The organism is Arenibacter sp. F26102 (assembly GCF_023015865.1).
GTDB lineage: Bacteria > Bacteroidota > Bacteroidia > Flavobacteriales > Flavobacteriaceae > Arenibacter.
Genome location: NZ_JALKBC010000004.1, coordinates 107,204 through 122,896 on the forward strand (window position 1 = coordinate 107,204; position 15,693 = coordinate 122,896).

General features: G+C 36.9%; 7 protein-coding genes. All 7 read right to left on the reverse strand.

What is annotated here, in order from left to right; translation table 11 throughout:
- Window positions 1-1,012 precede the first annotated feature (1,012 nt).
- The gene (locus MWU78_RS06685; RefSeq protein WP_246996224.1) at window positions 1,013-3,130 is read right to left on the reverse strand and encodes a glycoside hydrolase family 97 protein; all 2,118 of its coding nucleotides are present in this window, start codon (window positions 3,128-3,130) and stop codon (window positions 1,013-1,015) included.
- Window positions 3,131-3,143: 13 nt separating this feature from the next.
- A complete protein-coding gene (locus MWU78_RS06690) occupies window positions 3,144-5,627 on the reverse strand; it encodes a glycoside hydrolase family 31 protein (RefSeq protein WP_246996227.1) in 2,484 nt (827 codons plus the stop codon).
- Between the two features lie 34 nt (window positions 5,628-5,661).
- Complete coding sequence (locus MWU78_RS06695; protein ID WP_246996230.1) at window positions 5,662-7,422, reverse strand: glycoside hydrolase family 66 protein; 1,761 nt, start codon at window positions 7,420-7,422, stop codon at window positions 5,662-5,664.
- 29 nt (window positions 7,423-7,451) lie between these two features.
- Window positions 7,452-8,945, reverse strand: coding sequence for a SusF/SusE family outer membrane protein (locus MWU78_RS06700; protein WP_246996232.1), 1,494 nt, complete (start codon window positions 8,943-8,945; stop codon window positions 7,452-7,454).
- 12 nt (window positions 8,946-8,957) lie between these two features.
- The gene (locus MWU78_RS06705) at window positions 8,958-10,436 is read right to left on the reverse strand and encodes a RagB/SusD family nutrient uptake outer membrane protein (protein WP_246996234.1); all 1,479 of its coding nucleotides are present in this window, start codon (window positions 10,434-10,436) and stop codon (window positions 8,958-8,960) included.
- A gap of 10 nt (window positions 10,437-10,446) precedes the next feature.
- The gene (locus tag MWU78_RS06710) at window positions 10,447-13,491 is read right to left on the reverse strand and encodes a TonB-dependent receptor (protein WP_246996236.1); all 3,045 of its coding nucleotides are present in this window, start codon (window positions 13,489-13,491) and stop codon (window positions 10,447-10,449) included.
- A gap of 257 nt (window positions 13,492-13,748) precedes the next feature.
- Window positions 13,749-15,338 (reverse strand): DUF6377 domain-containing protein, encoded by a 1,590-nt coding sequence (locus tag MWU78_RS06715; RefSeq protein ID WP_246996238.1) that lies wholly within the window; start codon window positions 15,336-15,338, stop codon window positions 13,749-13,751.
- Window positions 15,339-15,693 lie beyond the last annotated feature (355 nt).

The window sequence follows — 15,693 nt, forward strand, 5'->3', positions numbered from 1 at the left end:
TTACTTTCCATAGAGCCGTCGCTGTTACCCTTTTTTGTTGCTTACAGGGTTACAATATTCAGGCTAGGCAAGGCGTATATAAAGTGGAGCATAGCGCAGTGGTTTATGCCGCCGTCCTAGAATGAATGTTGTTGTTTTGCTGTCAAAAAAAGATATGGACAGTGGCGGTTCGGGAAGTGTGGCTAATAGTCCTTGTGAAGTAGGAAAACTTTGGAAGCGGGACCGAGCAAACAATGCAATTCCGTTCTGGCGGACTCCGTTTCCGATTTCATATTGGAGAGAAGCGCCCTTACCGGCAGCGCGGGAAGGACTAGCGTAACGGAAAATAGAAAGCGGGGACGGTGTCCAAGACTTTTGTAGAGAAGCTCTTTGCCCGGAATGGAGTGCAACGTAATGAAGTGGCAATGTGCTGAACGGAACATGATAAGGTATTATTCCTTTGAGGCAGGAACAAAAGCGGACTTAACTATAAAGATGGAGATTTGGAATAAAGTGTTCCTACCTTTTTTAGGGCAGGATTAGCGCAGTGTAAGTCAGAATCTTTGAAGTTGTGTCTAAGATTTTGAAGTGAAGCTCTTTGCCTAGAATGAAGCCTTTCCGTGGAATGTAGGGGAATGGGTTGAGTTTGACAGAATAAAGTAATTTATAATCAATCGTATTGAACTGCTAAATATCTAAGTTTTTATTAACGGGAGATTTAAGCCGCTATATTTTGGATATACATTTGGCTGTAACCAAATTTATTAGAACGAGCTATGTAATTTTACATTTAAAAATTATTAATGTGAATAAATAAATATAAAAGGTGCGTAATTCGGTACGTTAAAAATCATACTGACTCTAAGCCTTAAGTATACTGGTAAAATGAAGTTTTAGATATTCCCTCTTTTCCGCTAAAAAGCCCCTTAGACTAATGTTTACGGGTATTTATTTGTTATGGCATTAATGACATCATATTATATGGGTCATGCCTAATTTTCATATTGCCATGCAGTCCATTCCCAAGTTGATATTATTTTTTTTCAACAATGCTTATGGCATATCCACCACCTTCCACACTTTTAAGTTTAATTTTAGATTTATAGGAAATATCTAATTTTCTTATGGAATAAGATTGAGGATTGGTTTTGTAGTTGGCATCATCGCCATCGGAATATATAGTTGCTACATACTTCTTTTTTCTATCCAAAAAGTCCAAACTAATTTCTGAGATTCTTTCTCCTTTTCCGGTGACATTGCCCACAAACCAATTGCCGGTTACCTTTTCTTTACGGGCTATGGTAATATAACTTCCTGGTTCAGCTTCCAGATACACACTTTTTTCCCAATCCTGACCAACATCCTTAATAAATTGGAAGGCATCAGGAAAACGATTATAATTTTCAGGTAAATCCGCGGCCATCTGAAGTGGGCTGTACATGGTTATGTAAAGTGCTAATTGATTTGCTATAGTACTATTGACATGTGAATTGTTTTCTGGATTAAGTTTACTAATGTCCATTTCAAAAATTCCAGGGGTAAAATCCATTGGTCCGCCGATTAATCTAGTAAAAGGCAAAATAGTTACATGGTTAGCCTTTGATCCTCCAAAGGCCTGATACTCCATACCCCTTGCCGATTCATTTCCTATTAGATTGGGGTATGTTCTGCCAATTCCAGTAGGTCTTACAGCTTCATGAGCGTTCACCATGATTTTATAATCGGCTGCTTTTTCCAATGCATATTGGTAATGGTTGACCATCCATTGGGAGTAATGATTTTCCCCTCTTGGAAGTATATCACCAACATATCCGCTTTTTACAGCATGGTATCCGTAATCTTTCATAAATTGATACGCTTCATCAAGGTGCCGCTCGTAATTTCTGACCGACGATGATGTTTCATGATGCATGATCATTTCTACACCCATATCCTTTGCATATTTCTGAATTTCCACTAGATCAAAATCTGGATATGGGGTCATAAAATCAAAAACATAATCTTTTGAGTTACCAAACCAATCCTCCCAGCCAATGTTCCATCCTTCAACTAGAACACCTTCAAATCCATGCTTTGAGGCAAAATCGATATACTTTTTAACATTATCAGTAGTAGCACCATGTTTTCCATTGGGTTCGGCAGAAGTATAGTCCGTAACCCCAAGTTTCACAGCCTTGAAATTATCGGTATACGCCCAAGAACTCTTCCCTGTAATCATTTCCCACCATACACCAACATATTTCATCGGTTTAATCCAGGAAGTATCTTCAATTTTAGAAGGGTCATTTAAATTATAGGTCATTCTAGATGCCAATATTTTCCGTGCATCATCAGTTACAATAACGGTTCGCCAAGGTGTAGTGGATGGTACTACCATATAGGGACCATCACCTTGCGAGTCCGGGGTTAACCAAGTGTTGAAAATATAATTTTTATCATCTAACTCCAGGTGCATTGCGGAATAATCAATTAAAGCAGCCTCATGCAAATTAATATATAATCCATTGTCGGTTTTTAATAGTAAAGAAGTCTGTACACCTGTTGGAGAAAATGAAGTTTGGGATAAATTAGTGGTAATGGAATTCGACATTAACCCACGTATTTCTGAAAGTCGCGATTCTATATAATCGTACTCTTGGGTATCATAATCTCCCGGAATCCAAAAAGCAATGTGATCGCCTGTGGTGGCAAATTGTGTCAGCTCCTTCTCTACCACAAAATGACCAAGATTAGCCTGATCCGAGAACTCGTACCTAAAGCCAACACCATCATTAAAAACCCGAAATCTAATTATCATCATACGTTGAGTTTTTTCTTGTTCGAGGTGAACCATAAATTCATTGTAATTATTTTGTATTTCACTTTCTTCTCCCCATATAGGCTTCCAAGTTTCATCCAACGAAGTAAACTTAGAATCGATTATTTTGAACCCATGGCTTAAATGATGCTCATCATTTTTAATTTTAAACCCAAGTCTACTAGATTTTAGGACCACTTTATCCCCGTATAAAATTTGATATATTGGTACGCCATTGCTGTCCAAGCTGAAAATAAGTTTAATATTTTCATCTGGGGAATAAGCCTGTTGAGCACCTACACCAAAACAAGTAAAAAGAACAAAAACTAAAACTATTATAATTCGTTTTGTCATGATTTAAAGGTTTTCAATTGTTAACTGTTATTGTGGTCTTTAGCTTCGTATCCGGCAACCTAATGGTTAGAACTTTACTGCTGGAGTCAAAGAAATATCCTGTTTCTGTAAAATTTGAGTTTAAATTTTCGGAAAGCTTGCTCAGTGTGGATTTTTTTAACTTCTGATGATTTATCACAACATTCTTTGGATTCGATGTGGTATATATTTTTAAAAGGTAATTCCTTTCACTCGTTTTGAATGCCTGTTGTTCGGGCTCCCCTATCTCAACATTTAATTTGCTGCCCACTTTATGCATTGTAATGTTGGTCTTGGAAAATTCGTTATTTTTATAATTATTGGTTTCACCATCGTCCTCATAAAGATCAAATTCAGAGATCCGTTCCCCTGGAAACATTTCCAATACCACCGCTGCTTTTTTTATAGCATCGATATAAGGCATTATAGGTGATTGTGGAATAATAGATCCTACCTTTACAAATATTGGCGTCGTTTCAAGTTCTACCGGATAATCTATAATTGTCCCACCACTGTAGTTTATCTTGGGATCGTTGTAATCCAACCAATCTCCTTTAGGAAGATACAGGCTTCTTTGTTTTGCTCCCTTTTCTACTACCGGAGCAATAAGTAAGGCTTCACCAACCATGAATTGATCGTCAATTTCAAATGTATTGTCATCCTTCGGATATTCCAACAATAAGGCCCGTAAGATTGGGACCCCAGTATCGTATGATTCGCGGGCATAGGTGTAAAGGTAAGGATGTAGGCGATATTTCAGTTCAATTGCCGCTTTTGCTATTTTTTCTATTTGTGGCCCGAACAACCAGGGCTCTACTGCATTATTTCCCTCGTGATGCGCCCGACTTAAAGGATTGAAAACTCCGAATTGTAACCATCTGATATAGAGTTCGGAAAATTCGGAATAATCTGTTATATCACCACAATATCCAGAAATATCACTTGACCAAAATGGAATTAACCCCATACCTGCCGATAATCCCAAAGGGATTTGATTTGCCAGATTGACCCATCCATCGTTTATATCCTCACCATTTCCGCTATCCCCAGACCACCCGAAGGTATAACGTTGAAGGCCCGCATATGCCGCTCTGGTCATTTGAAAAATACGTTGGTTTGGATTGTGTTTTTCAAACTCTTCAGTAACCACCTTATCCCAGGTTAATCCATATACATTGTGGATTTCATCGTGCATGCCCAAATGGTGCTTCATATTTAGTCTATCCGTACTTTCTTCATTACTCCATGCAGGTTCACCCATATCGGTCCAGAAACCTTTTACCCCATCGTTAATTGGAATCTGTTGTAAATGTCCCCACCAGGTTGCTGTTTCTGGTTTTGTAAAATCAACTACACCTGCATTACCACCCCATGGCCAGGGCATATCATACGACTTTCCCGTTCTTATATCTGTTGCGAAATAACCTTTATTATCAGCCTCCTCCCATTGTTGTTTAGTTGCTTGGGACACTACCGGATCTTGGGAAACGATGACTTTAAACCCATTATTGGCCAAATCGGACAGCATTTTTTTTGGATTGTCATATTTTTCCTTGGCCCACTTAAAATTCTGTAGCCCCTCGACCCAACCGATATCTTGATAAATGATATCACACGGGATATTGCGCTTTCTATATTCCAAGGCTATTTCCCGAGTCAAAACCTCATTAGTCAATAGTCCACGGCTTTGGGACCAACCGAAGGCCCATTTTGGAGGCATTATTGGTTGACCCGTTAATTTGGTATAACTTGAAATAACTTCCTTATAATCCTTGCCATAAAAAAAATAGTAAATAAAAGGTCCATCCGGAGCACTAAATGAAAAATAATTATTCGACATCTTGCCGAAATCAAATTCCGTTTTATACGTATTATCAAAGAAAATTCCATAATTGTAATTACTCATAAAAAATGGAATACTCTTATATAAAGGGTCTTCTTTATCCGAGTAACAAGGCTTATCGCTATTCCACATGGTGTATGATTTCCCTCTCCGATCCAAGGTTCCGGTTTTTTCACCCAAACCAAAAAAATGCTCGTCACCCCTCAATACTTTCCTCGTCATAATCTCGGTGTCCCGTACAATATAGGATCGCTCGTCCGTATCACTCAATATCAGCTTTTGATATTTATTATAAATTTGAATTTTCAATGGGGATTTGGTAACTACTACCCTTAAATCATTAGTGAAAACTTCATAGTTCGCCGATGATTCGTTAATATTAATTTGATAGTTCGGATCAAATTCCTCATTGATTACAGCAAAAGATTCATTAGATCTCTCAAAACTCCCAGATGGCGAAAACCAAAATTTGATGTTCTTACCATCTAAGAATTTCAGTGATAGTTTTGCATTGTTCTCCAAAGAAAAAACAACATTATTGTCTTCTACTGAAAAGGAATTAACATCCAGTAAATTTTGTGACCAACTGAAATTATAAACTAAGAGGACCAGAATGAGATTATGTTTTACTGTCATAATAAATTAATTATCGGTTATTTTTTATTGGTATTTAATATTCAATTACGATCATACTCCAATATTCCAAATAGGGTAAGGAAATGGTTATTTGCCCTTCATCCGATTGAAAATCCAATTCTTGGGACGCACCGCCCATATAATCCGGAGAGGCCACCCAGACCTTCGAAACGGGCATGTTTACATGGACCATCACATTAATATTGTAAAAGGGATCCGGATTTGTTTGTGCCCTTTGGTTGTCCCGCCAGTTAAGTGTGGAAACACCATTAAAATTTAATAAATGCAATATTTGTTTATTATGTACATTTTTGCCCACCACTGCCACATTTCCTGTTATTGGGGGCCAATTGTTGACACTTAGATCGTTCGAAGTAACGTTAGGCATATTAAAATCACCTCCATCCCTTAATAGATTTTCGTATGCGGTCATGAAATCATAATATTCTTTCAAAGAGTTTTTCAGTTCATCCGGCAAAACCAAATTATTTGACGGAAAATACTCCCTATACAACATATGCTCACCAAGTTCCAAATGTGCGCCCCCAAATGCGAATATTACCGCATCTGCCATTAGTACGGCGGGGGTATTAAAACTTCCCTCTGTAGCTTCATAGTTTAAATAAGCGGCAAGAACTGTATTCACTTTATGGTTTGATGCCAAATTGTTTTCAATAATAACCTGAATTAAATCGGCATACTGGGTTCTGCTCCAAACTTCCGAGTAGGCAAAATTGATAGGTGTCGATAAAATTTCTTTCTGACCATATTGATCTACCGCATTTAGAACATGAATTTTGTCAGGAAAGCGATCTGTTAAATTGTATAGAAATTCATTGAAGCCATTTTTCAAGTTTACTTGGTAACCATTATAATCATAAACTATTCCTCTGTCCCCTAATTGATCTAAATGCCATCCATCAAAATCCAGATTTGTATATACCTGGTTAGTTTTATTAAATATATATTGTTGCCAGTCCAAATTTTTAGGGTTAGCGACCAGTATTTTGCCAAAACTCTCCAAATCATGGGCATTGATATTGTTGTGAAACTGATCATTAAAGATTAGCCATTCCTCCAAAAATCCATCTCCTACCTCAGGTTTCCAAACTCCAAATAAAAGATTATAGAACATAGAAGAAATATTGAGTTCATGACCCAGGTCTATATAACCTTCAACAGTTGCTAGCTGAATTTCCCGATTAAAGAGGTCTACCCATGAATTATTAGGTCTGCCAAAATCGTCCAAAGGCAACGGAATGTGATGTTTGGCATGCCAATCATAAAATTGCAGGCCATTAATATGGAAATCCTTTAGATTTAAAAGAATTGAACTCATTTTAGAGTCCGTTAAGTCTCCAAAGTACGATAAGAAACCATACCTTGGAAATTTTGTCCAGTCAGAGGATACATCAATCGCAGTGGTCCCCAACACTATTTCTTTACCATTTATTTCCTCAATTAATTCTACCATATATCCTTTAAAATCATCGGCTGGAGGTGTCCATTCCCATTGGTTGGATATCAACGGTTCTTCATGTACAATCTGTCCTAAATATTTATATATTATGCGCGTATTTGGGCGTATGGTATTCACGGTAAAGAGCACTTTCTCTCCTGGTGCATATTTGGACTTATCCTTTACAAGATTTAAGACTTCATTATAGACAAAGGGTGGACCGGGAATCTGACCCGCTTCGTTAGGGGCATCATTATCTTTACTACAGGAGAATACCAACAATAAGAGTAAAAAGAATGCTCCCCTAATTGAAAGGGCTATTTTCGTAATTGCCATAAGATTTATTTTCTAAAACCGCTTTTAAATTATTGGGATGTAATTGTCATGATATTGGAATCCAGGTTTATCCTGATTTCATAAGTACCTGCTTGCCCCACCTGTAATTTCCATTTATTATCAGGACCATCGCATCCAACGGTATTTATAAACGACGAGTTGAAAATAGATTGGTTGGGGACCGAGGAGTTGATCCAATCGCCATCACACCAGTTACCAATGAATTTGGAAATTTTAAATTCCCCTGTGGCATTATCGGCTCCAAGTTCGCCTATAAACACATACTCGCCATTTTCATATACCAATGGGCTTGGATTATTAATATTCCAACCATTAGGCCCTCCATCGCCAATAATATAAAGTGACACTTTTTTAAATGTTATGGAATTCTCAATCGTATTTAAGATGATTTTGTACCTACCTTTTGTAGCTTCTGTTATTAACCATTTATTGTCTGTATCACATCCTGCATTTTGTTCTATCGTATCATTGATCAGTTCCTGATTGTCGGTAGTAGGCCGATACCATTCGCCGCACCAATCCCCCAATGGACCCGCCAATATTTTGAAATTACCTGGGGAGAATGTTCCTTCATATATGAATTCGATCAGGTTGTTCTCGTTTTGAACGAACGCTACCGGAGAATCAATATTCCATCCACTTTCCGAAGCGTCACCAACAATCCATAACATTGGGAACGGTGGTTCATCAGGGTTCACAGAAGTATAGGTTTCTTCCTTAATGGTTTTATTTAAAAGATCTACTGTTAGCCGATAATTATCCTTTGTTTCAATGTTCCATTGCAAATCGTCGCCACTACCACCTTCATTATATATAATTTTGGTCCCATCGGTCCCATCTTTAGTGTAAAAATCCTGACACCAACATCCATCTTGACTAACTGCAAACTTGTAATCACCGGGATTCAAAGGTCCTTCGTAAACAAATACACCTCTTCGCTCGGTGGAAGCAACCAATTGGGTTGCACTTCCTATATTCCATCCATTTGGGGAGGCGTCCCCTACAATGTACAAATTTGGGGAAACCGGCTTAAAAGTAGTTACTGTCAAATTAGTGGTCGCCACTTGTGTTGTCACCGATTCATGTGTAACATTGGCAACTATTCTTGCAGTTAGGTCATAAGATTCATCTGGAATCATTCCATGGTCCAGAAGCATTTGATTAAGATTGCCATAAGACGTACTGAAAGTATATTTATTTTGAATTTCAGATAAAAATGTAGCAATTGGTTGCGTAAAATCTCCCGAAGCCAAATCCAGCTGCAACGTATATTTTATAGCTGCACCAGTATTTTCATTAGTACCTGTGGACCAGCTTAGATCCACTGTATTATTGAACAACAATTCATCCAGTACTATTTCATTGTTTGAGATAGCCATCTTCAAGGTGTCCCTATAATCGAATGAATTATCCACTAATTCATCATTGCATGAAAATAACATAATCAATATCGCCGAAACAATAGCAACCCGTTGTGCTCTAACTTTTATAAGTGCATTCATAGTTCTAATTTTTTAGTATCCAGGATTTTGACTGAGATTAGGATTTCTATCTATTTCTATTTGAGGTACCGGAAACAGGAGATGTTTTTGAGTAGCATTGTTCTTCCCCATGGAATGAAGGAAATCCAGCCCATACTGTCCATTGTCCACACGAATTAAATCAAACCATCTTTGTCCTTCAAAGGCCAATTCCAATCGCCTTTCCTCCAACACCTTTTTCCTAAATTCACTTTGGCTCAATCCTGTCTGAATGTCATCCAGGCCCGCTCGTCCCCTTACCATATTAAGATATTTTTCAGCTATTTCTAATTGCCCTAGCTCGTTTAACGCCTCGGCCTTCATCAAAAGAACATCGGAATATCTCAAAACCGGAAAATTCATCGGACTGTTGTCATAACTGGAAATAACACTTATCGGGACCAAAAACTTTCGTACATTATAACCTGTATATGAATATGCTGACTTATAATCATGGCCATCAAATTGTGGACAACCTTCATAAAGTACTGTGACCAATTTTCTTTCATCATCTGCTTCATATTGATCTATAAATTCTTGAGTTGGTTGGTTCCATCCATAGCCACCTCCAACAAAATTAGCCCCTCTTGGCCCCATAAACGGACTTGCCCAAGACGACTGATTCTCATTGTCCCAAAAACTGTAACCGCCATCAGATGCATATTGTACTGCAAATATTGTTTCAGGGGAGTTTTCGTTTAAAATATTGAAGTTGTCATAATAATCTGAGTTAAGAACGTAACCCAAGTCTTCCACTTGGGTGGTCAAATTAATGGTCTCTTGGTAGTTGCCCAGTGTAAGGTGCACCTTAGCCAACATACCAAAGGCGGCCCCTTTAGATGCTCTACCCAAATCCTGTTGGCTATAGGAAGCCTTTGCTGGTAACAACTGTGCTGCCTTGGTTAAATCGTCTATTATTAAATTATAGACTTCACCCTTTGGATTTCTTGAAGGAAACAGGTCATCATCAGAACTCAATGGTGTAGTAATAAGGGGAACATCCCCAAAATAGCGTACCAAAATAAAATAGTAATGAGCTCTTAAAAAATACGCCTCCCCCATAGATCGGTTCTTAATTTGGTCATCAATATCTAAGGTAGGAGCCGTTTTTAAAACAATATTTGCCATTAAGATACCTGGCCAAGGACCTCTCCATAGATCCAACACACCGGCATTGTCTGGCTGTACTATAAAGTTCGACATATCCTGGGTTTCTATGCCATCTGTTCCGCCTCCGGCCCCAACGATGCTATTACCGGCCATTATATCTGAAGTCCACATTCGCAAATTGTATAGCTTGGGCCATTGTAAAGGTTGATAGGCACCATTCACAACAGTCACAAGTTCTTCTGCGGTTTTTGGATAGTTTTCTGTATTAATAGTATCCAAGGGCTGTTTATCTAAAAAATCTTCACTGCAACTCATCAAAAAAAGTACAGCAATTACAGCTATATAGTATTTTGGTTTTTTCATAATTCTATTTTTAAAATCCTAGGGTTGCTCCTAAAGTATATGTTGTAGTTACGGGATATATATTGTTGTCGATTCCATTGGATCCCACCTCAGGATCAAATCCTGAATAATCGGTGATAGTGAACAAATTTTGTCCAGACGCGTATAACTTTATAGACTTAAATATTGGTTTTTTGAAATTATTTATTGGAAGGTTATATGACAAATTCACATTTTTCAACCGTAGATAAGACCCGTTCTCAATATATCTAGTAGATTGCCTATTATTATTGTTAGGGTCTCCAAATACCGCTCTCGGTACCGAATTACTCGTTCCTGGCCCCCTCCATCGATCCAATACCGCTGTAGATTGATTGGTTGTTACCGACATGTTTTCGGTATATAATCGATTGGCATTAAATATATCATTCCCATAAATTCCTTGAATGAAAAGGCTCATATCAAAATTACCAAGGGAAAATGTATTGTTAATGGAATAGGTATATTTTGGATTTGGATCACCTAAAAATGTCCTGTCATCGTCATTGATTACTCCATCGCTATTTAAATCCCTGAATCTAATATCACCTGCCGAGGTACTTGTGGTCGGGTCATTGCCGGGTATTTGTACGGCATAATCATTCACTTCAGATTGAGTTTGAAAAATCCCGTCGTGTACAAAACCATAGAACACGTTTATAGGTTGGCCCGGTTGAATCCTTCCCAAGGAATAATTCAATCCAATGCTTCCCGTAGTTAACGGTGTATCACTATTGATATCTATGACCTCATTATTGTTATAAGCAAATACAACATCCGTCGTCCACTTGAAGTAATCATTATTGAAGTTGTTAGTACTTACAACTGCCTCGATACCCTGGTTTCTAATTTTTCCTGCATTAATAAAAGGTACATAGACATCAGAATACCCGGAAGTTACAGGAACTGTCTGGGGGACCAACATATCTTCCGTGTTTTTTACGTAACCATCAACTGTCACATTCAAAAAGTGGTCGAACAAAGTAGCATCAACGCCTATGTTGAATTGTTCCTGGGATTCCCATTTAACATTGGAATTAGGCAAAACAGTTGGTACTGCCGCCGTTACGAAGGCCCCGTTAAAATTATATAGATTGGTATTGTAAGAAGACGCGAAAGAATAATTCCCTATATTTTGGTTTCCGGTTACACCGAAACCTACCCGTAATTTTAAATTGTTGATGGTCTGGGATTCCTTCAAAAATCTTTCCTCCGTTATTCGCCAAGCCGCGGAGGCAGAAGGAAAAGTACCATATTTATTACCTTCACCAAATCGGGAAGAGCCGTCTCTTCTTATGGTTGCCGTTAAGTAATATCTATTCCTGTAATCATATTGCCCCCTCCCAAAATAAGATAGAATGGACCATTCAGATCCACTACCATTTATAGTAGGTTGAAGCAAACCATTATTTAAGGTTTGGGCACTTTCACTTGGAAATCCCTGTACAGACCCACCAATAAATTTAAATTGGTTTTCTTGTGTACTGGCTCCAACTACTGCAGTCACTGAACTTCCATCATCAAAATCTTTATTGTAGGTTAAAGTATTGTCCCATAATAGTGTAAGACTTTTGTTAGACGTTTCCGACAAATATGCATTAGGTGCCATATCGGAATCCCAGCTATAAGAAGGTGACCAGGTTCTTGTGTCCCAAAAGTTGGTTTCAACACCTAATAAGGTCTTAAATTGAAAATGTTTTAAAAATCCTAATTCCCCATAAACATTACCTTGTAGATTATATCCCTTTATGTTGTTCTTGACGATATTGGATTTTCCAATAGGGTTCTCCACATCACCAGCGTATATGGGTTGACCAATAGCTCCCGAGTAATTTCCATTGTCACGGTAGATAGGTTGTGTTGGTAACGACAGAATTGCATTTTGAATGTTATTATCTCCATTTTGCTTTATGTCGTAATTAAGCTTCAAACTGTTCCCGAATTTTACATGTTCATTAATTTTTGTATCGGAATTAAATTGCAAAATATATCGGGTATAACCTGAATTAATGATGATGCCCTCCTGATCAAAGACATTCAAGGAAGTAAATATGTTGGATTTCTCGTTACCTTGGGAATAGGAAAGTGTAACATTACTTTGTTTACCAGTCGTAAAAAAAGCATCAAGCCAATCAGTACCCATTCCTAGGGACGTCGGATTCGTAAAACTGGGATTCGGGGTAAAACCACCATTTATCAACATTTCATTGCTTAATGTCGCGAATTGTGTTGCGTTTAATACTTCTATGACATTTGTCGGATATTGAAGACTGGTAAATGTATCGAACTCAATCTGCCCCTTTCCCTTTGTACCTCTTTTGGTACTAATGATTATAACACCATTTGAACCTCGTGAGCCATATATGGCGGTCGCAGAAGCATCTTTTAATACTTGGAAAGATTCAATATCTTTCATATTTACCTGGTTTAACCCACCATTTAATGGCATTCCATCGACTACTATAAGTGGATCATTATTTCCAATAGTTCCTGTGCCCCGAATGCGGAAGGTTGGGTTGTTCCCAGGTTGTCCAGATGTAATTACGGTAACCCCTGCGGCTCTCCCTTGAACAGCGTCACCAATATTCGTAGATGGCTGCCCAACAATATCACTTATTGGAACCGTTGAAATAGAACCCGTAAGATCACTTTGTTTTGTTTTACCATAACCAATTATTACTACTTCATCCAAATTGGCTATATCCGGTACCATTTGAATGGAAACAAAAGAAGTGGTAGCGTTAATTGTCGTGGATAAATAGCCGAGGTAACTAATAACCAATTTTGAATTTAAACTTGCAACGGATATTTCAAACTCTCCATCGAAATCCGTTGTAATTCCATTCGCTGTCCCCAACTCCAAAACCGTTACACCATATAAAGGCAAGTTGGATTCATCTGCTACTTTTCCCTTAACATTAACAATAGAGCTATAGTCTTGCGAGACCACTATTATTGGAGTTATGAAAGAACAAATAAAAATTAATGCGCAGCAACTGTTTTTAAGCAGATCATTTCTAAAGTATTTATAGCTCATTTTCTGATTTAGTTAAGTTAAATAGGTTTACATATATTACTGGAAGTCATACATATATGCCAAAGGAACAAAAAAATGTATATTAAAAAGGAGCTTTAAATTTTCGTATAGATAAATAGAAGTAAATTTGGAGTCAAATAATACATATTCACCTCATTATAAGTAGTATAAGTTTTTTTGAAGTCTAAATTTTGTATAGAAAATAGGAAGAGATTTAATAATAAAAAGAGCTTTAAAATGATAATATCTAATAAAATTTAGACTTTAATTGTGGTATTGTCAATTAAATTTTGATCGAAGTTCTCGTTTTGAACTATTGACATATTCCTTATTTTGGATTTGAATGCGTAAATCGAATTGACCGAATAGCCCAATATTTGGGCTATTTTATCATTGTGTTTTACTCCTAATCTAATAAGGGCAAATATTCTTAATTCCTTATTGAGGATTTGCCCTTCTTTCAATGCAACTTGGCTCATAGGTTTCATTAGACTATTAAACTCATTGATGAAATCAGGGAACAAACGGATGAAGGCGGTATCAAAATTATGCAATAACTTTTCCTTCTCTTTTTTTAAATCGTAACGAGAAAGGTGATAACGTGCTTTTTTATACTCCTCCATGGAAAGATTTTTTTCTATTTCGGAAGTGAATTCATTGAATTTTTCAAATATATTATCATATTCGGTAAAGAAGAATCCAAGATATTCCTCTTTAATTTTGCTAGCTTCAGAAAGCCTATTGTTTACCTTTTCTATCTCAACGTTACGTGATTTTAACTGTTCATTGACAATAATTAATTGAGAATGGGTTTCTTTTAGTTGCAGATGGGCTTTGGAAATAGCACCTCTTGCCTTTTGAAGGCGTTTAAATTGTCGGAAAATAATTGAAGTAAATAGAATGGTTATTATCAAGAAAATAACAACGCTAACATATTGCCAATAGAGCCGCCTACGTTCCATCTCAATATTTCTAACTATTTCCTCTTCGATTAAAGGCAAAATAGCTCCTACTTGTAGTTTACGTTGCTGCGCACCATAAAATTGTGCATCTGCGTAAGCCTTTTGTATTAGAGTAGATGCAGTTTCCAGTTTATTTTTCTTAAATAACAGTTCGGACAATCTAATAATAGCCAAGGATTCCTTAGTCGAGTTTTTAATATCCGCTATTGCCGCTCTGGTATAGTAATATTCCGCTAGATCATTCTGCTCTTTTTTTTGGAAAATTTCACCTAAAATGAAGTATGTCAATGCCAGCTCTCCCAATTTTAGATTCTGATTTAAGATCAACTTAAAGTCCTCGATAGCAATATTCAAATTACCTGCACTATACTTGTTAAATGCTATCATAAAGGAATTAAAAAAACTCTGTTCTTCCGTATGTTCAAGAGTCTTTCCTCTATAATAACGTGCAAGCTCATTATATTTTTGACTAAAATCTGGGAGCCCGCTATACTCGGCCATATCACTATAACATCGGCCATATAAACCATAGAACATAGGCTTATCAAAGTCACGCACGAAATTTATATTGATTTTTTGAAGGTAGTCCAATGCCTCTTTGTACATCCCAACCGCTATAACTATATCAGCCAAGTTTAATAATGCTTTATTTATTAATGTGGAATCATTTAACTGAACTGCAATTTCTTTCGTTTTTAAGCTGTAGAAATATGCCGAATCACTTTTAAATACTTTGTATTGATCAAACAACTGGTTATATAAATTGAATTTATCTACCAATTTTTCATTATCGAATGCAGTTAGTTTCGATTTGATAATATTTATTGTATTCCGCTTTGTCTGATCATATATCTCCGAGGAATCGAGGGTTTCTTGCAATTCCAATATTAACGTTTTGTCCTGTGCATTAATGTTTATGGTACTGCAAAAATGAAGAGTCAGGATTAGTATAAATGACTTAAATGTTTTAGTAAAAATCCTCAGGAAAAATATTTCTATAATAATGGAACCTATCATATTTTAAACTTCGTTTACATTCAAAATCTTATCTGGTGAGGTAGACTTGCCTTTAACTAGGATATCTCTAAATTCAACATTTTTTTGTTAATGTCGTCAATATATATGAAGAATTCTTATTTGGAACGAGCCTTATATTACACTTGAGATAATTGTACTGCAAATGTCATTCATTTTTGAGTTTTATCTATGCATTATAATACCCTGACTAAATCCTTGACCT